Source organism: Niveispirillum cyanobacteriorum, assembly GCF_002868735.1.
Lineage (GTDB): Bacteria > Pseudomonadota > Alphaproteobacteria > Azospirillales > Azospirillaceae > Niveispirillum > Niveispirillum cyanobacteriorum.
Genome location: NZ_CP025611.1, coordinates 2247837 through 2274199 on the forward strand (window position 1 = coordinate 2247837; position 26363 = coordinate 2274199).

A 26363-nucleotide genomic window follows, 5' to 3' on the forward strand; every position below is an offset into this window, starting at 1 on the left:
GTATCTGGGGGAGTTGAAGGTATGAAGAAGCTGATGGCGGCACTGGCGCTGGCCGGTGTGATGGCGCTCTCCGGCTGTGGCAAGGAGGAAGCCAAGCAGGCGGCCCTTGCCCCCGGCGGCATCCCCAACCCGTTGCGTGTCGCCACGGAAGGCGCCTACCCCCCCTACAACATGGTCGATGCGTCCGGCAATCTGGTCGGGTTCGAGATCGACATGATGAAGGATGTCTGCAAGCGGATGGGAACCGAGTGCAAGTTCCAGGCACAGGCCTGGGATGGCATGATACCGGCCCTGCAGGCCGGCCATTTCGACGCCATCGTCGCCGGCATGTCGATCACGGATGAACGGATGGCCGCCGTCGATTTCTCCAGCGGCTATACGACCACGCCCGCCTATCTGGTCTCTGCCAACGCCAACCCGTTGCAGGATGTCGATTACGGGATCGAGCGTATCGACCTGACCGAGATCACCCCGGACGAGCAGGCGGCAATCGATAAGATCAAGGGCCTGCTGAAAGGCAAGGTTCTGGGTGTGCAGACCAGCACCATCCACGCCAATTTCGTCGACAAATACCTGGCCGACGTGGTGGATATCCGCCGTTACGACACCCAGGAAAACCTGGCGCTTGACCTGCAGACGGGCCGGGTCGAGGTGGGTCTGGCCGATGCCATCACCTGGAACGCCTTCCTGCAGCGTCCCGAGGGCAAGGATTTCAGCTATTTCGGTCCCGGCTTCGACGGTGGCCTGTTCGGTCGTGGCCAGGGCGTCGCCATCGCCAAGAACCGCCCGGAACTGCTGGGCGCCCTGAACAAGGCCATTGCCGAGATGAAGGCAGACGGCACCATGAAGAACCTGTCGGTGCAGTGGTTCGGCTTTGACAGCTCCATGCCGTAATTCCAAGGACGGGCATAGATAAAATGACGATCAAGGTTGAAGTCGGCGAAGGCGAACTGATCGACAAGATCACGATCCTGGAGGTCAAGTTGGCCCGGATCAGCGATCCCGCCAAGCTGAAGAATGTCCGGCACGAATATGACGTGCTGGAGGCCACAGCCAAGGCGGAAATCCCGCCTTCGGTCGACCTGGATGCGCTGCGGGCCGAACTGAAGTCCATCAACGAGGATCTTTGGGTCATCGAGGATGATATCCGCATCTGTGAGAAGCGGAGCGATTTCGGCGAGGAGTTCATCCGTCTGGCCCGTGCCGTCTATTTCACGAATGACCGCCGCGCCGCCGTGAAGCGGAAAATCAACGATCTGCTGGGCGCCAGCATCGTTGAAGAAAAATCCTATTGCTGAGCCGTGACTGCGCCATGCCGAAAGGATGTGCGTCTTGAGCGATCCGCTTAAAAACCCCTTCATCCTGAACTGGCGCCTGACCGAAATCCACGGTTGGGGGTTGGTGGGGGTCCATACCTGCCTGCACCTGCTGCGGATAGGTGGCTCTCCTGTTCTCTACTCGACCCCGGACCTGGAAACGATGCGGCCGCAAACCCAGGCCCTGCTGGGACCGGTAGGCGAGGCCTCACGGAGACTGGAAGAGGTGGTGACAACGCTGCAGGCCCAAGGCCGACGGCTGCATATTCCCGATGCCACGGTGCTCTATGCACTGGGCGGCATGATGCAGCCTTCGCTGGAAGAACAGTCCTTCTTCGGAGATCGCAATGTCGGCGTCGGCGCCTTCACGGGCACGGCGCTGCCTGGCAAGGCTGTCAGCGATGCCAAATCCTATTCCAAGGTTGTCATCCATTCGACCTTTAACAAGCAGGTGTTGGCCGATCACGGGATCACCTCTGACTGTGTGTTCCAAGGGGTGGATCCCGTTGAAGTGTTTCCCGGTGTCGGGAATGGCATGTTCGGCCAACGCTATATTGTTTTCTCCGGCGGAAAGACCGAGTTCCGTAAGGGACAGGATCTGGTCGTGGCTGCTTTCCGCGCGTTCAATCAGCGCCATCCCGATGCCTTGCTGGTAACCGCTTGGGGCAATTTCTGGCCGGGCACGGCATTGACATTGCGGGAAAGCACCGTTCTTGCCGTACCCCCTGTCGTTGGACCGGAAGGGGTGGATGAAGCGGGCTGGCTCCGAGCCAACGGCCTGCCAGAAGGGTCCTTCTTCAATTGCGGGTTCCTGTCACGCCAGGTAATCGCGCAGGTACTGCATAATTGCGATCTGGGCATCTTCCCGAACCGCTGTGAACCGGGCACCAATCTGGTGGCCATGGAGGCGATGGCTTGTGGAGTTCCTGTCATCCTGTCGGCCAATACCGGCCATCTGGACCTGATCGGGGAAGACCGCACCTATGTTCTGTCGCGGCAAAGCCCCATCGTCAATGATGCGGAAGCGCGCCGCTACTGGGGCGAAAGCGATGTGGAGGAACTGCTGGAAACCATGGAATTTGCCTATCAGAACCGCGACGACGCCCGTGCGCGCGGCAAGAAAGGATCGGACTGGGTCCTGGGCCATCGCCGCTGGGATCAGTTCGCGGCGGAGTTTGTCGATGTCTGCCTTCGCTGACGCCCACTCTCTTCCTGTGATCGGATAAGGCCCGATGCTTGATCTTCTGCGTTTCGGCAGCGATGGATGGGGGGATGAGATCGCCCGTGGGGCCGGCATGACCTTGGCTGTCGCCAGCCTGGCCTATCTGATCGGCATCCTGGCCGGATCGGGTGTGGCCGCCGCCAAACTATCAGGCCCAGCACCCGTGCGCTGGCTGGCCGCCGCCTATACAACCATCGTGCGCGGCGTGCCGGCCCTGCTGGTCATCTGGCTGCTGTTCTTTGGTGGGTCCGGGCTGATCGGCTGGGTCGCGAGCCTGTTCGGCTATGCCGGCCCCGTCGAACTATCCTCCTTCGCGGTCGGCGTCACCGCCGTCGGCATAGTCTCCGCCGCCTATGCGGCGGAGGTGATACGGGGTGCCGTGAGGGCGGTACCCAAGGGGCAACTGGAAGCGGCCCGCGCGCTTGGTATGGGCAGGTTCCTGATCCTGCGCCGTATCCTGGTGCCGCAGGCCCTGCGCTATGCCCTGCCCGGCCTGGGCAATGTCTGGCAGATGACCCTCAAGGACACGACCCTCGTTTCCGTCGTGTCGCTGGCCGAACTGATGCGCCAAGCCTATCTGGGCATGCAGTCCACGCGGCAGCCCTTCCTGTTCTATGTCACGGCAGCCATCCTTTACATGATCATGACCACATGTTCAGAGGCTCTGTTCCGCGCCCTGTCGCGGCGGGCCGAACGCGGCGTGCGCCGCGCCGTGACGAACTGAGGGGACGGGGCCATGAATATCGACATGATCCTCTCCTCCCTGCCCGCCCTGTTCGCCGGGGCCTGGGTGACGGTGCAGCTGGTGGGGTTGTCCTTGTCGCTGGGCTTCGTACTGGCCCTGGCGGTAGCGTTCGGGCGACTGTCGTCAAATCGGGTCGTATCGGGGGTGACAGGCGTTTACATCTTCCTGTTCCGATCCACCCCGTTGCTGGTGCAGATTTTCCTGATCTATTACGGTTTGGGGCAGTTTGCCGGCATCCGGGAGAGTTTCCTGTGGCCCATCCTGCGGGAGGCCTATTGGTGCGCCATCATCGCCCTGACGCTGAACACCGCCGCCTACACCGGTGAGATTATGCGCGGCGGCATACAGGCCGTCCCCTTCGGCCAGATTGAGGCTGCCCGCGCGCTGGGCATGTCGCGCCCTCTGCTCTACCGCCGCATCGTGCTGCCCCAAGCCCTGCGCACCATCCTGCCCGCCTATGGCAATGAGATGATCCAGATGGTGCAGGCCACCTCCCTGGCCAGTGCCATCACCCTGATCGAACTGACGGGTGCCGCCCGCACCATCGCGTCCCGCAGTTTTCAGCCGGTGGAGATGTTCATCATTGCCGGCGCCATCTATCTGGCCATGAATTTCGTCATCGCCCAGGGCGTGCGCTGGGCAGAGCGGAAGACGGCTGCGGCCGGCTGATCCTCGCTGTGGCCCAAAACAAAACACCCCGCCGGATCGCTCCGGCGGGGTGTTCCATTTCAGCCATGGGGCAGAAACAATCACTCAGCGATCGAGCGACCGTTCTTCATGCCACGGCCCGTCGTGCGCTCGGCGATACGAGCGGACTTGCCGGTCAGGCCACGCAGGTAATACAGCTTGGCGCGACGGACCTGACCCTTGCGGACCAGTTCGATGCTGTCAACGCGCGGGCTGAACAGCGGGAACACGCGTTCCACGCCTTCACCGTAGGAGATCTTGCGGACGGTGAAGCTGGAATTGATGCCGGCATTCTTGCGGGCGATCACAACGCCTTCATAGGCCTGGATACGCTCACGCGTGCCTTCGGTGACCTTCACGTTCACCTTGACGGTGTCGCCGGGGGAGAAGGCGGGGATCTTCTTGCCTTCGGACAACTTGGCGACCTGCTCGGCTTCCAGCTTCTGCAGAATGTTCATGGTACTCATCCTTCGTGACTGCCACCGTTCCCGTCCGGGGTTGCGGTGGTTTTGGTTGGCTCGGCCGATGCCCGACGGGCTCGGCGTTTCTTCACCTTTGGGGCCGGACGGCTGGCCAGGTAGTCGGACCACAGGTCGGGCCGTCGGGCCTCCGTGATCTTTTCCGCCTGTTCGAGCCGCCAAGCCCGGACCTTCTCATGGTGACCGGACAAAAGGATCTCCGGCACCGCACGGCCACTCCAAACGGGTGGCCGCGTATAATGGGGGTATTCCAGCAACCCCCGTTCAAAACTCTCTTCCCCTGCCGTCTCGACGTTCCCCATGACACCCGGCAAAAGCCGGACCACGGCGTCGATCAGACAGAGGGCCGCCGGTTCACCACCGGACAGCACAAAATCACCCAAGGAGACCTCCTCAAGGTGATGTTCCTCGATCACCCGTTCGTCGATCCCCTCATACCGCCCGCACAGCAATGTCAGGGTCCCTTCGCTGGCGATCTCTCGCACCAGCGCCTGGTCCAACACGCGTCCACGCGGTGAAAGGTAGACGATCCGGCCCGGTTTCAGTCCGGCTGCCACCTGCCTGGTCTTTGCATCACGGATGGCTGCATCGAGCACATCCGGGCGCATGACCATGCCGGGACCGCCGCCGAACGGGGTATCGTCCACGGAGCGGTGCTTATCGCGCGTGAACGATCGGATGTCCAGCTTTTCCAGCGTCCAGGTGCCCTTTTCCAGCGCTTTTCCCGCAAGGCTGAGCCCCAGCGGCCCCGGAAACATCTCCGGGAACAGGGTCAGCACGGTGACGTGCCAGAACGGGGCGATGGACTCGGTCATGGGGCTGTCGGCTGCTCGCCGGTTTCCTCACCCTCGGGCTCTTCCCCCTCGGACTGGTCATCCAGCGTCAGTTTGCCGCCCATTTCCGCCAGCTCTTCCGGGTCCGGACGGGCCGGGGTGAAGAGGTTGACGGGTGGATCGACGACGACACGGCCCGCCTTGACGTTCACAACTGGCACGACGGCGCGGGAAAACGGGATGAACACCGTCTTGCCCGACACATGCACCAGTTCCAAAACGTCGCCGGCACCGAAATCATGGATAGCCTTGATGGTACCAAAGGCGGCGTCGCCTTCAGGACCTTCCGTGACGGTTTCCATGCCGATCAGATCGGCGTGGTAGAACTCGTCCTCATCCTCCAGACCCGGCAGCCGGTCCCGCGGCACGAACAGCTTGACGCCCTTAAACGCATCGGCGGCATCGCGGCCCTTCACACCCACGGCCTCGACCAGGAAATGGTCCTTGCCCATCCCAGTCATGCGGAGCGTGAAGCTGCGGGCACCGGCTTCGTCGGTCAGCGGGTTATAGTCGAACACGGCCTCGGGATCGGCGGTGAAGCTCTTCACCCGCAGGCGGCCGTGAACCCCGTGCGATCCGATGATCTGGGCCACGCAAATGCGGTCGGTCATCAAGCTGTCTCTTTCAAATACAAACGCCCCTCCCCCACGGATGGGGGAGGGGCGTGACAGTCAGTTACTCAGCGGCAGCGGCCTTGGCGGCCAGCTTGGCGCGTTCCTGGGCCTTGGCCTTCGGAGCGGACTTCTTCGGGCTTTCGATGATAGCCGGCGTGGCGATCAGGTTGGCCTTGGCCAGGAACTTGACGACGCGGTCGGTGGGCTGGGCGCCCTTGGCCAGCCAGCCCTTGATGGCCTCTTCATTCAGGGTGACGCGGTCGGCATGGTCGCTGGCCAGCATCGGGTTGTAGGTGCCGACCTTCTGGATGAAGGCGCCATCGCGCGGGGCGCGGCTGTCGGCGACGACGATGGCGTAGAACGGACGCTTCTTCGAGCCACCACGGGCCAGACGGATCTTGACGGACATGTTGATCTTCCTTGCTTACAAAAGATGAAACGATCTGGGTTGAGAGATAATCGACGCGGGATCAGATCAGCCCCGGCGGCGATGTTCCTTGTGGCGGGTCATGTTTCATCCCCGCCATTCGCTGGCGTCCATTCGGACGCCAGGATTCCGTAAAGACAATTATCGACCACCTCGCCATGCAGCCGGACATAGCCCTGGCGGCGGATACCTTCGCGGGTAAACCCGCACGCTTCCAGCACACGGGCCGAGGCGGCATTACGCGGGTCGATCTCCGCCTCCACCCGGTTCTTCTTCAGAACGGCGAAGGCATAGCGCAGCATGGCGGCAGTGGCGGCCTTGGCCAGACCCTTGCCGCGCGCGGCGGGCGTCAGGATATAGCCGAGATTGACCTGCGCCGGCGTCTCTTTCAGCAGCAGGGCCCAGCCCAGGCATTCACCGCCATCGGTCGTGATGGCCCAATGCCAGCCGGAACGCGCGCCCGACGCCATGGACAACATCTTGTCGCGTGTCTGTTCGATGCTGTCATGGGCCTGATGCGGCATGTAGCGCATGCTGTCCGGATCGCCATAGGCGGCATGCAGGGCATCCGCGTCGCTGGCCTTCAACGGGCGCAGGATAGCGGGGCCATGGCGCAGCGTCGGCAGCGGGGCCGGCGGGTTCTCCCGCCGCTTTTGCCAGTCGGACGCCAGGATGCCGAAGACGCCGGTATCCAGATAGGTGCCGCCATAGACGAAGTCCTGACGCTGCGTGCCTTCCCAGGTGAAGCCCAGACGCAGCAGCAGACCGGCGGAGCGGTGGTTGCGTGGGTCGATATTGGCGGCGACACGGTGCAGGCCCCAGGCGCCGAATGCATGGTTCAGAGCACCGGCCACGGCTTCCTCGCCATAGCCCTTGCCCCTTGCTGCGGGCGACAGGATATAGCCGACCCAGGCGATACCATCCCGTACGCCGAACAGCGTGACCCAGCCCAGGCAGGCATGACCATCAGTGGTGACGGCCCAGGTACGGACGGTGTCATCCTCGACCAGCGCCTTCTCCATCGATGCTTTCGTCTCCTCGATGGAGGTGACGGGCGGATGGGACCAGTAGCGCATGGTCTCCGCATCGCTGAGGATCGCATGCATGGCATCGGTATCGGCCCAGGAAAGCGGACGCAGCACCAGACGCGGCGTCAGCAGCGTGGCGTGTTCGGGGGCAACGGGGTTGCGTACCTGGATGGTCATGCCCGGTTCTTCCGTCGGGTCAGAGACAGGAACCGGTCGCGCGGCTCCCCCGTCCAGCCATTGACGCCGTGGTTCGGCAGCCAGACAGCATGGAAATAGAAAACGAAGGCGGTGGACGTCGCCAGGAAACCGAGCGCCCAGCCGCGCCCGGCCAGGGCCGACAGCGCCACGGTCAGGACGACAAAGCCGATCAGTCCGGCCAAGCGGCGCAGGGCCGGGCCGTCCCGATGGACAGCGGCAAACAGGGTACTGTTCACCCCATGCAGCAGCGCCGCCAGCGTGGCATCGAACCACAGACTGTCCAGCGTGAAACGCTGCATCAGGGTTTCGGCGGTGACGGACATCAGCGCAGGCCCTTCGGCATCAGCGCGCCCAGGCCCTGCCGCAGCAGACCCTTCTGGCCCATCTTCTTCATCTTCTTCATCATTTCCGACATGTCCTGATACTGTTTGATCAGGCGGTTCACGTCGGCAACGGTCACGCCCGCACCCGTGGCGATGCGGCGACGACGCGACGCGTTCAGGATGTCGGGCTTCTTACGCTCTTTCTTGGTCATCGACAGGATGATGGCTTCCTGGCGGTCCAGGATCTTCTCGTCGATATTGGCGTTCTTCAGCTGTTCCTTGATCTTGCCCATGCCGGGCAGTAGGTTCATCATCCCGCCCATCCCGCCCAGTTTGCGGATCTGCCGCATCTGGGACAGCATGTCCTCAAGGTCGAAGCCGCCCTTCTCCAGCTTCTTGGCAAGCTTTTCGGCTTCTTCCTTGTCAATGCTTTCGGCGGCCTTTTCCACCAGGCTGACCACGTCGCCCATGCCAAGGATGCGGCCGGCGATACGGTCAGGGTGGAACGGCTCCAGCGCGTCGGTCTTTTCGCCCATCCCCATCAGCTTGATGGGCTTGCCTGTGACATGGCGCATGGAAAGGGCGGCACCGCCGCGCGCATCGCCGTCGATACGCGTCATGACGATGCCGGTGATGCCGACGCGTTCATTGAAATTGGTGGCGACGGTGACGGCGTCCTGACCGGTCATGGCATCCACGACCAACAGGCTTTCAATCGGTTTGGTGGCGTCGCGGATGGCCACGACCTCGGCCATCAACTCCTCATCAATGGCCAGACGACCGGCAGTGTCGAGGATGACGACGTCGAACCCTTCCAGGCGGCCAACTTCCATGGCGCGCTTGGCAATCTCCACGGGCTGCTGACCGGCGATGATGGGCAGACTGGCCACACCGGTCTGTTCGCCCAGAATGCGCAACTGTTCCTGTGCGGCGGGGCGGCGGGTGTCGAGCGACGCCAGCAGCACCTTCTTCTTGTCGCGGTTCTTCAGGCGGACGGCGATCTTGGCCGATGTCGTGGTCTTACCCGACCCCTGCAGGCCCACCATCAAGATAGGCACCGGCGGAACGGCATCGAAGTTCAGGTCCTCGACCTGGCTGCCCAGCAGTTCCACCAGATGATCATGGACGATCTTGATGACCATCTGACCGGGATTGATGCCGCGCAGCACCTCTGTGCCCACGGCCTTTTCCTTGACGCCGGTGACAAAGGCCTTCACGGCAGGCAGGGCGACGTCGGCTTCCAGCAGGGCGATACGCACTTCGCGCAGTGCCGCATTGACGTCATCCTCCGACAACGCCCCGCGCTTGCGCAGGCGGTCGAAAATATCGCCAAGCCGTCCCGTCAGTCCGTCGAACATCCGTTGCCTTCCATGCCGGTGCCTTGGCCACCCCGTTCTCGCCCTTGCGAATGGGACATGCCCAAACGCAAAAGCGCCAGTGCGCGACACTCGCGGACTGGCGGGGCACCTCGGTGCCGAATTTCTACCCAATGCAGGGTGGCCGAGTTGATACAGCGGTAAGGGCACAGAGTCAATGTAGCGGTCCGGGATGAAGGGCGTCGGACCCCGCATGCCACGCAAAGATGCAGGCATGATGGTCCGATACCCACTTCCGTAATAGTCTTCCTGTCCGGCTATACGAAATCTTCACTTTCGTCTTCTTAATGCTAGGGTGATCCTTGTGGATCGTCAGCTTGCTTTGAATATCCCGTAATAATGGGGTGAGGACATGGGCGGCGAGATCGGGCGGGGCCCGGACCGGTCGCGGATCAGTGTTGCGGAATTGCAGGGCGTGATGGGCCGACATCAGGCCTTTCTGCGCCGGCAGGCCGGGGGTGCGCGCGCCAACCTGAAACTGCGCGACCTGTCACACATGGACCTGTCGGGGTTCGACCTGTCGGATGCCGACCTGTCGGGGGCCAAGCTGTTTGGCACGCGGCTGGAGGGGGCGAACCTGTCGGGCGCCACGCTTTATGCCGCCGATTTGCGTCTGGCCAATATGGAAGGAGCGGACCTGCGCAAGGCCGATCTGCGCGGCGCCTGCCTGCGCGGGGCCGTCCTGACCGAGGCCATCCTGTCCGACAGCGACCTGCGCGATGGCACCATCATGCATGTGCGCAAGAATGGCGACATCGCAGCGCATGAGTTTGAGACGGTGTCGGTGAATACCGAACTGTCGGTCGCCACCATCCGGGCTGCCGACCTGTCGCGGGCCAAAATCTCCAACGCATTCGTCATGCAGACTGACCTGACGGATGCCATCCTGCGTGGGACCAAGTTCGTGCGCGCCAACCTGTCCAACTCCAACCTAACGGGCTGTGACCTGACGGGTGCCGATCTGCGGGAGGCGAACCTGTCGGGGGCCAGGTTGTCGGGGGCCAACCTGACGGGTGCAGAGTTGAATGCTACACGGTTCCTGGGCGCGGATCTGATCGGCGTCATCATGGATGATGTGACGCGCCGCGCCGCCAATCTGGACGGGGCAATCCTGTCGCGTGAACTGTCCAGCGATGGACGGCCCTTGGAACAGATACTGGCCGATCACCGCGTCTGGGTGGACAGCCAGGGACGTGACGGCATCCGGGCCGACCTGTCGGGTGTGGACCTGTCGGGCCGTGATCTGTCGGGGCAGACATTGTCGGCGGCCTTGCTGCACCGGACCATGCTGCGCGGGGCTGACCTTTCGGGTGCCACGCTGGCCATGGCCGACCTGTCGCTGGCTGACCTGCGTGATGCAGACCTGACCGCCGCCGATATGCGCGGCGCCAGCCTGGAACGGGCCACCTGTTCGGGGGCCGTCCTGGTGCGGGCCGACCTGGGGCCGGTACAGATACAAAGCAATGCCACAAGGCTATGGCCTGCCAATCTGAACCGTGTGCGCTTCGACGGAGCCGACCTGGGGGCCGCGAACCTGCGCAAGGCCAAGGCGACGCAGGCTGTCTTCATCCGGGCTAGCCTGATCCGGACCGACATGGGCGGTGCGGAATTGATCAGCGCCGATATGTCGGGGGCGGTCTGCACCCAACTGGCGCTGGACGGGGCCAACACCACCGATCTGCGCCATGTCGGGGCTAGGGACCTGATCCTGCCGGAACTGGACGATCTATAATATATAAGGTGTGCGACGGTGCGGAATGCCGCGAAGTCAGGGCCACACCGCCACCTATCCCGTTCCTGCCGCAGCGCCGCATATGGGCCTTGCGTCAGGCGCTGGCCTGCCACCCCGCACCCACGACCCTTGTCGGCTTGCCCGAACGGCTGTTTCACGCTAATCACGCCGCCCAGGGTCATCCCGCACTGCAGCTAAGGAAAGTTGCAGCCGGATGTTCCAAACGTAATCTTGTTTCCTGACCCGAACCAAATCGAAGGGAAATTCCCATGGCACGCAAGAAGATCGCGCTGATCGGCGCCGGCCAGATCGGTGGCACGCTGGCCCTGCTGGCCGGCCAGAAGGAGCTGGGTGATATCATCCTGCTCGACATCCCCGACTTCGCGGGCGTTGCCAAGGGCAAGGCGCTGGACATCGCCGAGCTGTCGCCGGTCGCCGGTTTCGACGCCGGTTACTCGGGCACCTCCGACTATGCCGACATCGCCGGCGCCGACGTAGTGATCATCACCGCTGGCGTGCCGCGCAAGCCGGGCATGAGCCGCGACGACCTGGTCGGCATCAACGCCAAGGTCATCAAGGCCGTGGCGGCCGGCGTCAAGGAACACGCCCCGAACGCCTTCGTCATCGTCATTACCAACCCGCTGGACGCCATGGTTGGCCTGTTCCAGGAAGTGTCGGGCCTACCCGCCGAAAAGGTGGTTGGCATGGCCGGCGTTCTGGACAGCGCCCGCTTCCGCTGGTTCCTGGCCGAAGAATTCGGCGTGTCGGTCGAAGACGTCACGGCCTTCGTGCTAGGCGGTCATGGCGACACCATGGTGCCGTCGGTCCGTTACTCCACCGTCGCCGGCATCCCGCTGCCCGATCTGGTGAAGATGGGCTGGACCACGCAGGAGAAGCTGGACAAGATCGTTCAGCGCACCCGTGACGGCGGTGCGGAGATCGTCGGCCTGCTGAAGACCGGCTCCGCCTTCTACGCCCCGGCTGCTTCCGCCATCGCCATGGCCGAAAGCTTCCTGCGCGACAAGAAGCGCGTTCTGCCCGTCGCTGCCAAGCTGACCGGTCAGTATGGCGTGGACGGTCTCTATATCGGCGTGCCGACCATCATCGGTGCCAAGGGCGTGGAGAAGATCATCGAGATCGACCTGTCCGCCGACGAGAAGGCCAATTTCGACAAGTCGGTCGACGCCGTTAAGGTTCTGGTCGACGTGACCAAGAAGGTTTCGGCGGAAGGCTGATCCCTTTACCTTCATCAGAAAGTGCTGGTTTCCAGCCCTTCCGGCACAAAACCCCGCCCGGCCATCCGGGCGGGGTTTTTTGTTTCTGCCGCACAGCGACTGCTGGTCATTTCTTGTCAATACCGCACGGCTTTATAAACAATTTCATAAAATACCGGCCAAATATCCATAAAGAAACTGCATGGATTGACCTGTGATCTTTGCTTCCGTTGCAAAACTGATCTGCATGATGACGGGGCGAAAGTATAGGTTTGGGTCGTTTTCTTAACCATTCGGTTACGGGTCGCCCGTATAGTCCGCCCCATCAGACGGACGCCACGAATAAAAACGCGCTGATCGCGCTGTCGCTGTGGCGATCCCATGAAGTGTCTAGTTAATTTGGTGGCGTTGCCAAGTCGTTCGGACAAGGTGGCGTCACAAGGTCAGTAAAGACATGCGGCCAACAGTGGCGCGTACCTAGCAGGGTGCGATTTCTGTTGACGGCTTGGCGCCTTTGCTGGCACCTCCCCGCCCCATTGCACCGACAAACACGCCATCGTAAGGAATTGGACACCCCATGAAGACCGCCCTGCTGTTCGCCACCGCCCTGCTGTCCCTGACCGCCACCTCCGCTTTCGCCGCTGGCTGCGAACAGGGTAACCCGCCGGCTCTGGTCGATGGCGCCACCGCCAGCCAGGAGCAGATGGCCGAAGCCATGAAGGCCGTTAAGGCCTATATCGTGTCGACCGAAGAGTATCAGGCCTGCCTGGAAGCCGCTGGCAAGGGTGGCAAGATGGATATGGAAGCCTACAACAAGTCCGCCGCCCGCATGGAAGCGCTGGCTGCCGACTTCAACAAGCAGCTGAAGACCTTCAAGGCCCGCAACGGCTGATTTTAGGTTTCTGCGGCCGCTCGCTCTGCTGCGAGCTGGCGCTGTTGCGAGAACCCGTACCGGTTTCCCGGTACGGGTTTTTTCATTTTAGTCGACCAACATTGGCGCATGCATTTACCATTCGGTCCCGCCGCCGCCGTAATTGACGGGCAGGCGTGAAGATTTTATCCTTCCCAACAAGTTTAGGGAGATAAGGGCATAATTGCCCAATAATTAGTCAGTTGGGGATAACTTGGCACCCAATAAAACCTGGATAACGGGCCGTCGTTGATGCGCGGGCATCAATGGCGATTCCGATATCTAAAATTTTATTGTTCTTTGGGGTGTCAAACGATGAAAAAAGCAATCCTGTCTACCGCCATCGCCATGATTCTGTTTACCGGGGCCGCACAGGCCGCCTGCGAACAGGGTGATCCGCCCACCCTGCCCGACGGCGCCACCGCTTCTGAGACGCAGATGGCCGACGCCGTAAAGGCCGTGAAGGCCTACATTGCTGCCACCGAGGAGTATCAGGCCTGCCTGACGGCTGAGGGTAAGCGCGGCAAGATGGATATCGAGAGCTACAACAAGTCGACTGAGCGCATGGAGAAGCTGGCCGCCAACTTCAACAAGCAGTTGAAGGCCTTCAAGGGCCGGGGCGGCTGATCCATACATATGTCGCACTGGCCGGCTCCCGCATGCTCGATGCCGGCCAGTGCGACATTTCACGGGCAGGTTACAGACGTAGTGGTCCTGTCACCGTTACATGGCACCATTGCACCTGACGCTCGCGCTTACCGCATCTGCGGCAGGCTCTTGTTGCGCTGCAAGGGTTTGCGCCATTTCGTATCGTGAAGGCCACCGTGGACCCGTGCAAAATTCCGCATATTGACGGGCACGACAAGGGACCTTTGGATGGTTGATCCCGGTTCCCATAGTGCTAAAGTGCCGCCCGCGTGGGGGTTGGACCTCCGTGTGCGGCTGGGCGGATCCCCGCTCTGCCGGCCCGTCTCCCATCCAGAGCAAGACGGCTGAGCGATGAATATCCATGAGTACCAGGCCAAGAGCCTGCTGAAGAAGTACGGCGTCGCGGTGCCCCGCGGCGGCGTCGCCTATACGCCGGACGAAGCCGCCAAGGTTGCCACCGAACTGGGTGGCCCCGTCTGGGTGGTGAAGTCGCAGATCCATGCTGGCGGCCGTGGCGCCGGTCGTTTCAAGAACGACCCCAATGGCAAGGGCGGCGTCCGCGTCGTCAAGAGCGTGGACGATGTGAAGTCCAACGCCGCCGCCATGCTGAATCAGGTGCTGGTCACCAAGCAGACCGGTCCGGATGGCAAGGAAGTTGGCCGCCTCTATATCGAGGAAGGCGCCGACATCAAGCGCGAGCTGTATCTGTCGATGCTGCTGGATCGCGGCACGTCGCGCGTCACCATCGTCGCCTCGACCGAGGGCGGGATGGAGATCGAGGAAGTGGCCCACAGCCACCCTGAGAAGATCACCAAGGTTGCCATCGACCCTGTCGAAGGCCTTCAGGGCTATCACGCCCGCAAGGTCGCCTTTGCCCTGGGCCTGGAAGGCAAGCAGGTCAACGCCGCCGCCAAGTTCATGACCGCCATGTACAAGGCGTTCGTCGACCTGGATATGAGCATGGTTGAGATCAACCCGCTGGTCGTGACCGGTGCCGGCGACGTGATCGCGCTGGATGCCAAGGTCAACTTCGACGACAACGCGCTGTACCGCCACGCGGAAGTGGAAGAACTGCGCGACCCGACCGAAGAAGAAGCCTCTGAGACGGAAGCCACCAAGCACGGCCTGAACTATGTGAAGCTGGATGGCAACATCGGCTGCATGGTGAACGGTGCGGGCCTGGCTATGGCCACCATGGACATCATCAAGCTGTATGGCGGTGAGCCGGCGAACTTCCTGGACGTCGGTGGTGGCGCCACCAAGGAACGCGTTACCACAGCGTTCAAGCTGATCCTGTCTGATCCGAATGTCGAAGGCATCCTGGTCAATATCTTCGGCGGTATCATGCGCTGTGACGTCATCGCGGATGGCGTCGTTGCCGCCGCGCGTGAAGTGTCCTTGCATGTTCCGCTAGTGGTCCGTCTGGAAGGCACCAACGTCGATCTGGGCAAAAAGATCATGGCCGAAAGCGGCCTGCCGATCCTGTCCGCCGACAATCTGGCCGACGCCGCTGAAAAGATCGTCAAGGCCGTGAAGGAGGCCGCGTAACATGGCCGTTCTCGTCAATAAAGACACCAAGGTCATCTGCCAGGGCTTCACCGGCGCGCAGGGGACCTTCCATTCCGAACAGGCCATTGCCTATGGCACCAAGATGGTCGGCGGCGTGACCCCCGGTAAGGGCGGTTCCAAGCATCTCGACCTGCCGGTGTTCGACACCGTCTCGGACGCAGTGCTGAAGACCGGTGCCAATGCCTCGGTCATCTATGTGCCGCCGCCGTTCGCCGCCGACGCGATCCTGGAAGCCATCGATGCAGAGCTGCCGCTGGTGGTCTGCATCACCGAAGGCATCCCGGTGCTGGACATGGTCCGCGTCAAGCGCGCGCTTGCCAACAGCAAGACCCGCCTGATCGGCCCGAACTGCCCCGGCGTCATCACCCCGGATGAGTGCAAGATCGGTATCATGCCCGGCCATATTCACAAGCGTGGCAAGATTGGCATCGTTTCCCGTTCCGGCACCCTGACCTATGAAGCGGTGGCACAGACGACCGCCGCCGGCCTGGGCCAGACCACCTGCATCGGCATTGGCGGCGACCCCGTCAATGGTACGAACTTCGTGGACGCGCTGGAAATGTTCGCCAAGGACCCGGAAACCGAAGGCATCATCATGATCGGCGAGATCGGTGGTGACGCAGAGGTGAACGGGGCCGAGTACATCAAGGCATCCGGCCTGAAGAAGCCCGTCGTCGGCTTCATCGCTGGCCGTACGGCTCCTCCGGGCCGCCGCATGGGCCATGCCGGTGCCGTGATCTCCGGCGGTAACGACACCGCCGAGTTCAAGGTGGAAGCTATGCGCGCCGCCGGTATCCATGTCTCCGAAAGCCCGGCCAGCCTGGGCTCAACCATGGTGAAGGCCCTGGGCTGATTATTCTCGGTCCTTTGCGTATGCTTAAAGAAAATCCCCGCCGGATCGCTCCGGCGGGGATTTTTCTTCTGGGATCACTCAGAGCAGGATGCCTCCTACTTCTCCGGCGCCTCTGCCGCGCGCGACAGGGGGTGGCCGGCCAGTTCGCTTTCGGTCAGGCGGGCGGATGCGGCGTAGAGGCGGGCAATCATTTCGCCCTTTTCCAGGGCGGTCAGGGGGCGGCCACGCTCACGCTCCTCCCGCTCCACACGGCTGATCATGGCCGCTAGTAGATAGGCATCCACGGCAGGCTCATGCTCCGCGACCGGATAGGGTCGTAGCGAAGTGGGAGCACCGGCATTCGTCGGCATGGGGATGATGGTTGGGTTCATCGATGCCGGATCATGGGCCGTCAGAAGCATCTCCCCCTCCCCGGTCAGCAGCCAGTTGAGATTGACACCCCGGCGCGCCAGTTCCAGCAGCCATTCCACCTTGGGTGGGCCCCCGTCGCCCTCATAGGCGCTGTAGGTGGAACTGGGCAGGCCCAAATGGGCCGCCATGTCGGAACGGCGGGCGAAGCCCAATCGATGGCGCAGCAGGCGCAGCCGCCCGGCGATACTGTTGGTCATAACCGCTCCCCGGTCACGCGCCTGATTCGGCAACTATCGACAGAAATCGGTTCAGCAACCGAAAGATAAGCGCGCAACATCAGTTGGCACGCACCAAGGGCCCTATGCATACTGGGATATGCCATCAAGGTTTCCAACCCTCCATTCACATCCACGCCTGAGGATACGCGTAATGGAAACGGATTATCGTTGAATTCCCGTTTTTCGATTCGTAAACTCGTTTTCAAGAGACAAACCCTTTGCGGGACGAAAGAAAGCATCAGAAAGCCAAATGAGAAACCTGTATTTCCGTCAATTCCGCCATTGATCAGCGGTGATACAATCCGCGAATGGCAGAAGGGCCGGCAATACATTTCCGGCACGGACAGCCGGCACTTTTCCTAATTTCTGTTGTGGAACTGCAAACTGTGTGAAGCGGCTGTTGGGTCTAGTCTCCATCAACGGAAAGCTATTGATGGTGACTGACTTCGTACCCCTTTGTCAAAGTCGGTTGTATTCTGCTGTAGAATTTCCAAGCAAGTCATATGACTATGAACGATAAGATATGGATGCTGTTCCTGTTTTGATTGTAAAGCCAAACATAATCTTCCTTTATCGACCAATGGCTCCCCCGGCCATGGCAGGGATAAACAAACGATGTCCACAGGCTGGACCACAACATTGTCGGGTGCAGCAGAGGTAGAGCAAAACCGTTATGTTTCCGTTACCAGCGGGATGTTTCCCACCCTGGCACACTTGTTCTTTTGTATAGGGCGCAATCTACATGCGCAGGGCTGAACAAGGACGGGATCATCAACCGCATTGTCCAGGAAACTGCCAGGACCACCGATATCGGGGATGACGACGGGCACCGGCGCGGCGGCGGCGGGCACAAGAATGCAGGAACGAAAAGCAGGGAGCAGGCGGTCGAACGGGACCTAGCGGCTGACCCGGACCGCCACTGATTCGTCCATCTCGTCATTGGACGGAGCCGGACGCGGCGCAGAACCGCGCGCCACATGATCGACCGGGAAGCGGAACCGGAAGGCCGTTCCATGTCCAAGTTTGCTTTCGACCGAAACCACGGCCCCATGCAGTTCCGCCAAGGCCCGCGCAATAGAGAGACCTAGGCCCGTGCCGTTCTGGTGATCCTGCACCCGACCCACCTGTTCAAAGGGCCGCCAGATCCGTTCCAGATCACCTTCGGGAATGCCCATGCCAGTATCGGTAACAGACAGAACCAGCCGCCCGTCATGCCGGTCCAGTTCAGCAACCAGACGGATGTCCCCACCATGGGGCGTGAACTTCACGGCATTGCCGACAATGTTCAGCAGCAATTGCCGCAGCGCCCGTTCATCGGCCAGCAGCAGCAGCGGCTCGCCGGGCGGCAACTCCACCTCAATGGACAGGTTCTTGTCCCGCGACAGGCCGCGGGCGATCCGCTGAATCTGCCGCAATTCCCCTTCCAGGGGGATCCAGCAGGGTTCCAGGGTCAGCCGCCCCGCCTCGATCTTCGACAGGTGAAGCATGTCATTGATCACGGCCAGCAGATGGTTGGCCGCCACCATAATGTCGCCTGCATATTCCGCATGACGCGGGTCGGGCGGCACCCCATCACGGTCGCCGCTGGCGATCATCCCGGCGAAACCCAGAATGGCATTCAGGGGTGTACGCAGTTCATGGCTCATGGTCGCAATGAAAGCGGATTTTGTCCGGGATGCGGCTTCCGCGGCCAGACGCGCCGCCTCTGCCGCCGCCGCCTTGGCCTGCGCCGTCACGTCCACGACCGTCGCCTGGATGGCATATTGCCCGTCCCAGACAATGCGCCGCGCCAACACATCGACATGGATCAGCGAACCGTCGCAGCAGATATTGGGGGTGGACCGGATGATGGGCAGCTTGCCGCCTGCCAGCAGAATGGACCAGGCGCGGTTGGCCTGCTCCCGCCCCGCTTCCGGAATGATGCGGTCCAACTCCATCGACAACACATCCAGCACCGACGGGTAGCCCAGCATCTGGGCATAGGCGGTGTTGCAGAACAGGATGCGCCCGCCCGAATGCACGACAATGCCCTGCACGGAACCTTCGACCATATCGCGCAGGCGCTGTTCATTGGCACGCATCGCCTGTTCGATGTCGCGGGCCTCTGTCACGTCGCGGGCTTCGACCATCAGGCGGATGGCGCCATCGGCACCGGGATCGATGGGGGTGACCGACAGGTCGAAGACCAGCGGGGCGCCGGTTTCCGGCCCCGTGGCCGCGTCAAAACGGATGGTGGCCCCCCGGCCAGCCGCCTGTACCGCCGATATCAGCCGTTCACGCACCCCCGGTGACCCGCGCCACCAAGGCGTATCCCACAGGGCCAAGCCCAACACCTGTTCTGCCGTCAGATCCCCTACGCGCAGGGCCGCACGATTTGCGGCGCGAACGGTTCCGTCCGCATCCAGAAGGACCAGCACCTGTGACGTGCTGTTGAAATAGGAAAGGAACAGACGGTCCGCTCCCGCCGCCCCCAGGGCCGGCAAATCAAGCGCGGTGGAATCCAACGCGACCATCAGGCAACCCCATACGATGCCTGATCGCGTCCACCGACGCCGGGGCATCCGCTTTGGAAAAATGGAAACGGGCTGGTGCCTTTTCGTGCACCGTGCCCGGTTGCCCCTTTCTGAGGCAAAAACGAAGGCCCGGCAACAGATTGTTACCGGGCCTTGGCAGAAAACGTCACTTTTGATGAAGCTGCCGGATCATTGGGCCTGCGCATCACCATGGCCGTTGATGCGCATCGCCAATGCGGCCTGCAGGAACTTGTCGAGATCACCGTTCAGCACACCGGCGCTGTCGGAGGTTTCGACATTGGTCCGCAGGTCCTTCACCATCTGATAGGGCTGCAGCACGTAAGAGCGGATCTGGTGGCCCCAGCCGATATCGGTCTTGGTGGCTTCCAGCGCGTTGGCCGCTTCCTCGCGCTTGCGCAGTTCCATCTCATAGATGCGGGCGCGCAGCATATCCCAGGCCTTGGCCCGGTTCTTGTGCTGGCTGCGTTCCTGCTGGCACGACACCACGATCCCGGTGGGGATATGGGTGAAGCGCACCGCCGAGTCGGTCTTGTTCACGTGCTGGCCACCGGCACCCGAGGCGCGGAACGTGTCGACCTTCACATCCTTCTCATTGATCTCGACATTGATCTTGTCGTCGATCACGGGCGTCACGGAGACGGACGAGAAGGAGGTATGGCGGCGGGCCTGGCTGTCGAACGGGCTGATGCGGACCAGGCGATGCACGCCCGTCTCCGACTTCAGCCAGCCATAGGCATTGTGGCCCTTGACCTGGATGGTGGCGGACTTGATGCCCGCCTCTTCACCATTGGTCTCGTCCAGCAGCTCGACCTTGTAATTGTGCTGTTCGGCCCAGCGGGAGTACATGCGGAACAGGATCAGGGCCCAGTCCTGGGCCTCCGTGCCACCGGCACCGGCATTCACTTCCAGATAGGCGTCGTTGGCGTCGGCCTCACCAGAAAGCAGGCTTTCCAGCTCCATGGTGGCCGCACGGTCCTTCAGCGACAGAACGGCCGCTTCGGCTTCGGCGATCATGTCCTGATCGCCTTCCATTTCGGCCATTTCCAGAAGTTCCAGATTGTCCTTAAGGTCGCGCTCCAGCTGACGCGTGCCGTTCAGCGACGCTTCAAGCTGATTCTTTTCGCGCAGGAGCTTCTGGGCCCGGTCGCTGTCATTCCACAGGTTCGGGTCTTCGGTAAGGGCGGTTAGTTCGTCGAGGCGGAAAAGGGATTTCTCCCAGTCAAAGATGCCTCCTCAGCAGGACCAGAGACTGCTCAACAGCCTCCGTCACCGCCTGGATTTCAGCGCGCATGTGCGTGCTCCCGATCTCAAGGGCGGGCCGGCCCGGAAAAAGTCCGGGGGCGGCCACGTTGGAAAGGGGCTTATGTACCCCCGGACGGTGCCCGAGGCCAAGTCCCTTCCCAACATGGCCGCCCCCGGTTTCAAGGGACGGGCGCAGTCGACCCGATCAGAACCGGTAGCCGACACCGACGCCAAAGATCCAGGGGTCGATATCGACCTTGGCATTGACCGGGCTGGCCAGACCGGCATTCACCTTCACATCCGTATCCAGCCAGATCTTCTTCACATCGAAATTCAGCGACCATTTGTCGTTGAGTTCGATATCCACACCGGCCTGGGCGGCCAGCCCAAAGGCATTGTCATAGGAGATGCCCTTGGCTGCACCCGGATCGTCGCCGTAGAAAATCGTGTAGTTCACACCGGCGCCGACATAGGGGCTAATCTTGCCCTTCGGATTGAAATGATATTGCAGCGTCAGGGTCGGCGGCAGCAACCAGACGTCGCCCAGATCAACAGAGGCGCCCAGTGGCGAACCCTTGGCCGCCACATTATGGTGCGTCGTGCCCAGGATCAGCTCGGCGGCCAGATTGTCGGTGAAGAAGTAGCTGAAATCCAGTTCAGGCACGACGGAGCTGTCAACAGCGGCCTTGCCGGCGATGGCGGTCGTGCCCAACTTCAGGCTGCTGCTTTCATCCGGCTGCACATAGATGACGCGGCCACGGACCAGCAGGTCGCCAGCGGCCTTTTCGGCATGGGCCGGCATCACAGCGGCACCCATCGTCAACGCGGCGACCAGCGCCGGAACAGCGAATTTCTTCATGGATAAGGCTCCTGTATCGTGTGCCGGGCGAATATTTCCGCCGCCGGCCGGACGCTGTTTTCAGTCGTCGCTTACAGGTTTTCTTATAAGAGCCCAGTGTGATCATTTCCCTGATTTGGATCAATTCAAATAAATCACCGATATCCTTTTAATGAATGGCTGTCGTGCCATATTCGCGATCATTCCGCCGCCGTGCGGATGCGCGGCAGACGGGCCTGTGCGTCAGCCAGAATGGCGTCCATGGCGGCCAGGGCCGTGTTGACCGGCTGTCCCGGACGCAGCAGGCCCAGACAATCGCGGAGGGCCTGTGCATCGGCGGGGAAGCCGACAGCGTCCAGCCCATCGGCCATGCGAAGCGCCAGACGCCGCACCGCCACGACATCAATCGCGTCATCATCACCGGTGGGGCGCAGGCTGCGGCGGGCATCAGCGACATTCTGTGCCGCCAGCAGTAGCAGCCCATCCACCGCCGGCCCGCCCAGCCGACCGCGCAGCGCGCCCATCGGGCCGCTATCGGTGGGCCGCATCTGGGTGACCTGCGCCGGTTCCGCGCCGGCCAGGGCCACTGCACCCACGCCGTCGGGCGGGATGATGCGGGCCAGAGTGGATAGAAGCTCCTCCAACTTGATCGGCTTGGCGATGAAGCCCTGCATGCCCACGGCCCGGCTGCGCGACACGGTTTCGGGCAGGACATTGGCTGTCAGGGCGACGACCGGTACCGACGCCATCGGTCCGCCGCCCTGGCGCAGCTTGGCCGTGGTTTCAAACCCGTCCATGCCCGGCATGCCGATATCCATCAGCACCAGTTTCACCCGCTGCGTGACAAGCATGGCCAGCGCCGTCTCCCCATCCTCTGCCGTGATCACCTGTACACCCTGCCGGGTCAGCAACTGCGTTGCCACGAACTGGTTGACGGCATCATCCTCCACCAACAGCACCTGTGGACGGCTGGTCCAGTAGGGCAGCAGGCGGGCCGCCGCACCCGGTGCCTGGGCCGGCGCTGCGGCCAGTGGCATGGGCAGGTCCAGGGTGAAGACGGTGCCATGGCCAAGCGCGCTATCGACCTGGATGGTGCCGCCCATCATGCCGACCAGCCGCTTGGAAATGGCCAGGCCCAGACCGACCCCGCCGAAACGGCGGCTGTCCCCGGCATCGGCCTGATAGAAGGCGTCGAAGACATGCGGCAGCTTGGCGGCGGGAATACCGATGCCTGTATCGGCCACCGTGATGCGCACCAAGGCGGCACCCGGCGTGGCGCTGGCATGGCCGACGGCGGGCGGCTGTCGCGCGGCCACTACCTTGATGCCGCCGCGTTCGGTGAATTTGATGGCATTGCCGATCAGGTTCAGCAGGATCTGGCGCAGGCGCGCCGCATCCATGCTGACATGCCGGGGAACATCCGCACCGATGGTCAGTTCCAACGACAGCCCGCCCGCCGCCGCACGCCCCGCCATCAGGTCGATGGCGTCGTGCAGACGCTGGTGCAGGTCCATCGGGGCCGACAGCAGCGACAGGTGCCCCGCCTCAATCCGCGTGATGTCCAGCAGATCATCCAGCAGCGCCAGCATGGACTGTCCTGCCTTGTCCATCACCTCCAGCACCTTGCCCTGGGGGGAGGCGGGGTCGTGCTGGCCCTGGCCATTCAGGATTTCCAGGCCCCCCATCACGGCATTGATGGGGGTGCGAATCTCATGGCTGACAGCGGCCAGGAACACGGATTTCGCGCGGTTGGCGGCATCCGCCGTCTGCGCGGCCTGATCGCGTTCGCGCGCCACCCGAGCATTCTCCGCTGCTTCCGCCTCCAGCCGCCGTTGCAGGAAATCGTTGGTTAGGGCCATGACCGCCATGCAGCCGGCCACCAGCCCCACGGTCGCCATCAGGAAATTGATGGCAGCCGCCGGATTGGGGGAGAAGAAGCCCCCCTCATCCTGCCGCCAGACGATATCGATGATGCGCACCAGAAGCACAACGGCCATCACCACGAAGACGGTGGTGATCACCACCCACAGGCGCGGCGCCACTGTCCTGCCCTGTCGCCAGCTTTCATAGGCGATGGCAATCTTGATCCCGATCAGCCAGATCGACGCGGCGATGGAGCGCAGGATGATATCGTTCCGGTGCAGCACATCATAGAGCAGTACCGCCGTCAGGATCGCCAGGGTGGCGACCGGCACGGTCCAGCGCAGGGGCCGCCCCGCGAAACGCCGGATGCCCAGCAGCAGCAGGATATGCGCCCACCCTACCCCCAGATTGCCCAGCAGTACCGACAGCCAGAGCGGGATGTAATCGCGTGTGGCCAGGATGGCGACGCCCGTCGCGCCCAGCACGACACCGCCAGTCAGGAAACCAAGACCGGGAATGGCCCGCTGCCGCCACCAGTAGATGCTGAGCGATATGCCAAGACCAGACGCCACCGCCGCGAAGGTGACCAACAGGGTCAATTGGTCAAGCTGGCGCAGCACTTCCATCGCGGCTCACCCCTGGCCTGCACATTCCCCCCTTATGAACCATGGAAGGCGGGGATTGTCACGTCGCGTCATTGAGACCCGCGAGCACGTCGCACAGGTTTACCAGCATGCCCGCCGTGGCCCCCCAGATATAGCGGTCGCCATAGGGAAAGGCCCAAAAATGCCGCTGTGCCCCCATGAACTCCCTGCTTTCCCGCACCCGGCTGGCGGGGTTCAGGATGAAGGTCAGCGGCACCTCGAAAATGGCGTCAACCTCGTTAGGATCGGGCGTCAGGGTGAAGGGCGGGCGGACATGCGCCACCACCGGCACCACCCGGAATCCGGTGCGGGTAATATAGGTGTCGAGCCGGCCCAGAATCCGCACATGACTGCGCGGCAGGCCGATCTCTTCCTCCGTCTCCCGCAGGGCGGTAGCGATGGGGTCGATATCGTGCGGTTCCACCCCGCCGCCTGGGAAGCTGATCTGCCCGGCATGGGCCGCCAGATGGGCCGTGCGCTGGGTCAGCAGCAATGTCGGCCCTTCCACCCGGTCGACCAGCGGTACCAGGACGGCGGCATCACGCAGGGTCGGGGCGGTCGGTAGGCCGGGATTGCCGTCCAGATCGCCACGCCCGCCCGTCGGCGGCTCCATCCGCGCGAACAGGTCGTGGATGCCCCGCATCAGGGGGCTGGCCGCCATCATTTCCGTCTCAAGCACCGCTGCTAAACCCTCAATCCACCCGACCCAGGGAGAAGAATATCCCCTGGCTCCAGACGCCGATATCACCGGCCTCACCGGGTTCCGCCCGTTCGACAAGGTCATAGAAGATCGCACGGTTTATCCGCGCTTCCAACGGTGTCTCGGGCGGTCCTTTGACGCGGATATAGGGCCGCGGTTCGCCAGTGGCCGGATCGGTCACCACGCGGATCGGATGGTCGGGGCCAGCGGTGACGCTGGTCTCCAGATTGGTGGTGAAGGTCAGGGACTGGTTCGGTCCCTCCCCCTGCACCTCCAGGCCGACGGCCACGAAGGGCGCATCCTCCACACTGATCCGCCCCCGTTCAGCCGGCGTGATCAGCCAGTAGTCGCCCGCCTGATCCCGGCGCAGCACGGTCGAAAACAGCTTCACCAGCGGCAGCCGCCCGATGGGACTGCCGTGATAGGTCCAGGTGCCGTCGGCCCGGATCACGATGGGATAGGCTTCATCCTCGACGCTGGGCGTGCGCGGCGCCCCGCCGCCCAGCGCCTTCAGCGCGGCGTCGGCTGCATTGGCCCCATCGTGCGGGGCGGCATTGGCATGCCCATTCTGCTTGCATTCCGTCATGGTGGATTGGACCATCCAGCTCTGTCAGTCGCGGTCTTCATGCCGCATTGATAACATAGTCGTGATGCCAAGCTTCTGGTACCCAGGGTGTTATACCCATCGCACGGGTGTTGGTCGGGTTTGAAGGGAAGATGATGGTGCTGAATTCAACGGAGGCCGGGCGCAACAGCGACCCGCAGGCGCTGTTGCGGGATGTGGAGGCGCTGGGGGATAAGCTTGCCGCCGCGCGTCAGGCCATCGGACGCGTTATCTTCGGTCAGCAGGACGTGATCGACCTGTCGCTGGTCACCTTGCTGGCCGGCGGGCATCTGCTGCTGATCGGCGTGCCGGGTCTGGCCAAGACTCGACTGGTCGAAACGCTGGGCACCGTCATGGGCCTGGATGACCGCCGCGTGCAATGCACGCCCGACCTGATGCCCGCCGACATCCTGGGCTCAGAGGTGCTGGAGGAACGCGATGATGGGCGGCGCGCCTTCCGCTTCATCCCCGGCCCCGTCTTCGCGCAGCTGCTGATGGCGGATGAGATTAACCGTGCCAGTCCGCGCACACAGTCGGCCCTGTTGCAGGCCATGCAGGAAGGCCGCGTGTCGGTGGCGGGCCATTATCACCCGCTGCCCCGCCCGTTCCACGTGCTGGCTACCCAGAACCCATTGGAGCAGGAAGGCACCTACCCGCTGCCCGAGGCGCAGCTGGACCGGTTCCTGTTGCAGGTGGATGTGGATTATCCGGACCGCGACAGCGAACGCCGCATGATGATCGCCACCACCGGGGCCGATGCCGGAACGGTGACGGCGGTCCTGACGCCGCAGGATCTGATCGCGGCCCAGGCCCTGGTCCGCCGCGTGCCGGTGGGCGACAGCATCGTGGACGGCATCCTGGACCTTGTCCGCAATGCACGGCCCGACAGCAGCCCGCTGGACATTGTCCGCCGCCATGTCGCCTGGGGCCCCGGTCCCCGCGCGTCGCAGGCCCTGGTGCTGGCCGCCCGCGCCCGCGCCTTGCTGGACGGGCGGCTGACCCCGTCGCTGGACGATGTCATCGCCCTTGCCAAGCCTGTTCTGCGCCACCGTATGGCGTTGAACTTCGCCGCGCGGGCCGATGGCATCACCCTGGACGCCATCATCGATCAGCTTTGCGCGCCGCTGGCGTAACC

At 62.7% G+C, this 26363-nt stretch carries 26 protein-coding genes; 12 read left to right on the plus strand and 14 right to left on the minus strand.

Going from position 1 to position 26363, the window contains the following annotated elements:
* The first annotated feature begins 21 nt into the window (after positions 1-21).
* From C0V82_RS10385 to C0V82_RS10405, 5 genes are read left to right on the plus strand one after another with little or no spacing between them, the layout of a single operon-like run.
* Positions 22-894: a transporter substrate-binding domain-containing protein gene (locus tag C0V82_RS10385; protein ID WP_158659857.1), complete on the plus strand. Its 873-nt coding sequence runs from the start codon at positions 22-24 to the stop codon at positions 892-894.
* A gap of 23 nt (positions 895-917) precedes the next feature.
* Positions 918-1298, plus strand: coding sequence for a DUF6165 family protein (locus tag C0V82_RS10390; RefSeq protein ID WP_102112279.1), 381 nt, complete (start codon positions 918-920; stop codon positions 1296-1298).
* Positions 1299-1332: 34 nt separating this feature from the next.
* The gene (locus C0V82_RS10395) at positions 1333-2514 is read left to right on the plus strand and encodes a glycosyltransferase family 4 protein (protein ID WP_158659858.1); all 1182 of its coding nucleotides are present in this window, start codon (positions 1333-1335) and stop codon (positions 2512-2514) included.
* A gap of 34 nt (positions 2515-2548) precedes the next feature.
* Positions 2549-3262, plus strand: a complete 714-nt coding sequence (locus C0V82_RS10400; RefSeq protein ID WP_102112281.1) for an ABC transporter permease — start codon at positions 2549-2551, stop codon at positions 3260-3262.
* A gap of 12 nt (positions 3263-3274) precedes the next feature.
* Complete coding sequence (locus C0V82_RS10405) at positions 3275-3952, plus strand: ABC transporter permease (protein ID WP_102112282.1); 678 nt, start codon at positions 3275-3277, stop codon at positions 3950-3952.
* An 80-nt stretch (positions 3953-4032) separates the two neighbouring features.
* On the opposite strand, the gene rplS is transcribed toward C0V82_RS10405, so the two are convergent.
* From rplS to ffh, 7 genes are all read right to left on the minus strand, one after another.
* Entirely contained in the window at positions 4033-4428 is a 396-nt protein-coding gene (gene rplS, locus C0V82_RS10410; RefSeq protein ID WP_102112283.1) for a 50S ribosomal protein L19, read from the minus strand.
* A gap of 5 nt (positions 4429-4433) precedes the next feature.
* Entirely contained in the window at positions 4434-5264 is an 831-nt protein-coding gene (trmD, locus tag C0V82_RS10415; RefSeq protein ID WP_102112284.1) for a tRNA (guanosine(37)-N1)-methyltransferase TrmD, read from the minus strand.
* Positions 5261-5893 carry a ribosome maturation factor RimM gene (gene rimM / locus C0V82_RS10420; protein ID WP_102112285.1) on the minus strand — a complete coding sequence of 211 codons (633 nt, stop codon included), beginning with the start codon at positions 5891-5893 and terminating at the stop codon, positions 5261-5263. Before rimM ends, trmD begins: the two co-directional genes overlap by 4 nt.
* A 64-nt stretch (positions 5894-5957) precedes the next feature.
* Complete coding sequence (rpsP, locus tag C0V82_RS10425) at positions 5958-6305, minus strand: 30S ribosomal protein S16 (RefSeq protein ID WP_054170517.1); 348 nt, start codon at positions 6303-6305, stop codon at positions 5958-5960.
* A gap of 98 nt (positions 6306-6403) precedes the next feature.
* The gene (locus C0V82_RS10430) at positions 6404-7528 is read right to left on the minus strand and encodes a GNAT family N-acetyltransferase (protein WP_102112286.1); all 1125 of its coding nucleotides are present in this window, start codon (positions 7526-7528) and stop codon (positions 6404-6406) included.
* Positions 7525-7872: a hypothetical protein gene (locus C0V82_RS10435; protein WP_102112287.1), complete on the minus strand. Its 348-nt coding sequence runs from the start codon at positions 7870-7872 to the stop codon at positions 7525-7527. The genes C0V82_RS10430 and C0V82_RS10435 overlap by 4 nt, the downstream gene beginning before the upstream one ends.
* Entirely contained in the window at positions 7872-9230 is a 1359-nt protein-coding gene (gene ffh, locus C0V82_RS10440) for a signal recognition particle protein (protein ID WP_102112288.1), read from the minus strand. Before ffh ends, C0V82_RS10435 begins: the two co-directional genes overlap by 1 nt.
* Before the next feature lie 370 nt (positions 9231-9600).
* Here ffh and C0V82_RS10445 point away from each other — a divergent pair, with 370 nt between their 5' ends.
* From C0V82_RS10445 to sucD, 6 genes are all read left to right on the plus strand, one after another.
* Positions 9601-10980, plus strand: coding sequence for a pentapeptide repeat-containing protein (locus tag C0V82_RS10445; RefSeq protein ID WP_102112289.1), 1380 nt, complete (start codon positions 9601-9603; stop codon positions 10978-10980).
* Between the two features lie 269 nt (positions 10981-11249).
* A complete protein-coding gene (gene mdh, locus C0V82_RS10450) occupies positions 11250-12215 on the plus strand; it encodes a malate dehydrogenase (RefSeq protein WP_102112290.1) in 966 nt (321 codons plus the stop codon).
* 556 nt (positions 12216-12771) lie between these two features.
* Complete coding sequence (locus C0V82_RS10455; protein ID WP_054170523.1) at positions 12772-13086, plus strand: hypothetical protein; 315 nt, start codon at positions 12772-12774, stop codon at positions 13084-13086.
* A 333-nt stretch (positions 13087-13419) separates the two neighbouring features.
* Positions 13420-13731, plus strand: coding sequence for a hypothetical protein (locus tag C0V82_RS10460; RefSeq protein ID WP_102112291.1), 312 nt, complete (start codon positions 13420-13422; stop codon positions 13729-13731).
* A 372-nt stretch (positions 13732-14103) separates the two neighbouring features.
* Complete coding sequence (gene sucC / locus C0V82_RS10465; RefSeq protein ID WP_102112292.1) at positions 14104-15300, plus strand: ADP-forming succinate--CoA ligase subunit beta; 1197 nt, start codon at positions 14104-14106, stop codon at positions 15298-15300.
* A gap of 1 nt (position 15301) precedes the next feature.
* Entirely contained in the window at positions 15302-16174 is an 873-nt protein-coding gene (gene sucD / locus C0V82_RS10470; protein WP_102112293.1) for a succinate--CoA ligase subunit alpha, read from the plus strand.
* Between the two features lie 95 nt (positions 16175-16269).
* Here sucD and C0V82_RS10475 read toward each other — a convergent pair whose 3' ends face one another.
* The 7 genes from C0V82_RS10475 to C0V82_RS10510 form a co-directional block, all read right to left on the minus strand.
* Positions 16270-16782, minus strand: coding sequence for a helix-turn-helix domain-containing protein (locus tag C0V82_RS10475; RefSeq protein ID WP_102112294.1), 513 nt, complete (start codon positions 16780-16782; stop codon positions 16270-16272).
* Between the two features lie 917 nt (positions 16783-17699).
* Positions 17700-19316, minus strand: coding sequence for a sensor histidine kinase (locus C0V82_RS10485; protein ID WP_158659859.1), 1617 nt, complete (start codon positions 19314-19316; stop codon positions 17700-17702).
* A gap of 189 nt (positions 19317-19505) precedes the next feature.
* Positions 19506-20628, minus strand: a protein-coding gene (gene prfB / locus C0V82_RS10490; protein ID WP_102112297.1) for a peptide chain release factor 2 whose coding sequence is annotated in 2 segments (ribosomal slippage) — positions 19506-20558 and positions 20560-20628 — 1122 coding nt in all. Because the reading frame shifts where the segments join, the coding sequence is not laid out codon by codon here.
* A 156-nt stretch (positions 20629-20784) separates the two neighbouring features.
* Positions 20785-21438 (minus strand): OmpW/AlkL family protein, encoded by a 654-nt coding sequence (locus C0V82_RS10495; protein WP_102112298.1) that lies wholly within the window; start codon positions 21436-21438, stop codon positions 20785-20787.
* A 179-nt stretch (positions 21439-21617) separates the two neighbouring features.
* Complete coding sequence (locus tag C0V82_RS10500) at positions 21618-23906, minus strand: ATP-binding protein (protein WP_102112299.1); 2289 nt, start codon at positions 23904-23906, stop codon at positions 21618-21620.
* Positions 23907-23964: 58 nt separating this feature from the next.
* The gene (locus tag C0V82_RS10505) at positions 23965-24537 is read right to left on the minus strand and encodes a CoA pyrophosphatase (RefSeq protein WP_370466023.1); all 573 of its coding nucleotides are present in this window, start codon (positions 24535-24537) and stop codon (positions 23965-23967) included.
* Positions 24538-24616: 79 nt separating this feature from the next.
* Positions 24617-25225: a DUF1285 domain-containing protein gene (locus C0V82_RS10510; RefSeq protein ID WP_245924062.1), complete on the minus strand. Its 609-nt coding sequence runs from the start codon at positions 25223-25225 to the stop codon at positions 24617-24619.
* A gap of 116 nt (positions 25226-25341) precedes the next feature.
* Between C0V82_RS10510 and C0V82_RS10515 the strand changes: the two genes are divergently transcribed.
* Positions 25342-26361, plus strand: coding sequence for an AAA family ATPase (locus C0V82_RS10515; RefSeq protein ID WP_199772394.1), 1020 nt, complete (start codon positions 25342-25344; stop codon positions 26359-26361).
* The last annotated feature ends 2 nt before the right edge of the window (positions 26362-26363 follow it).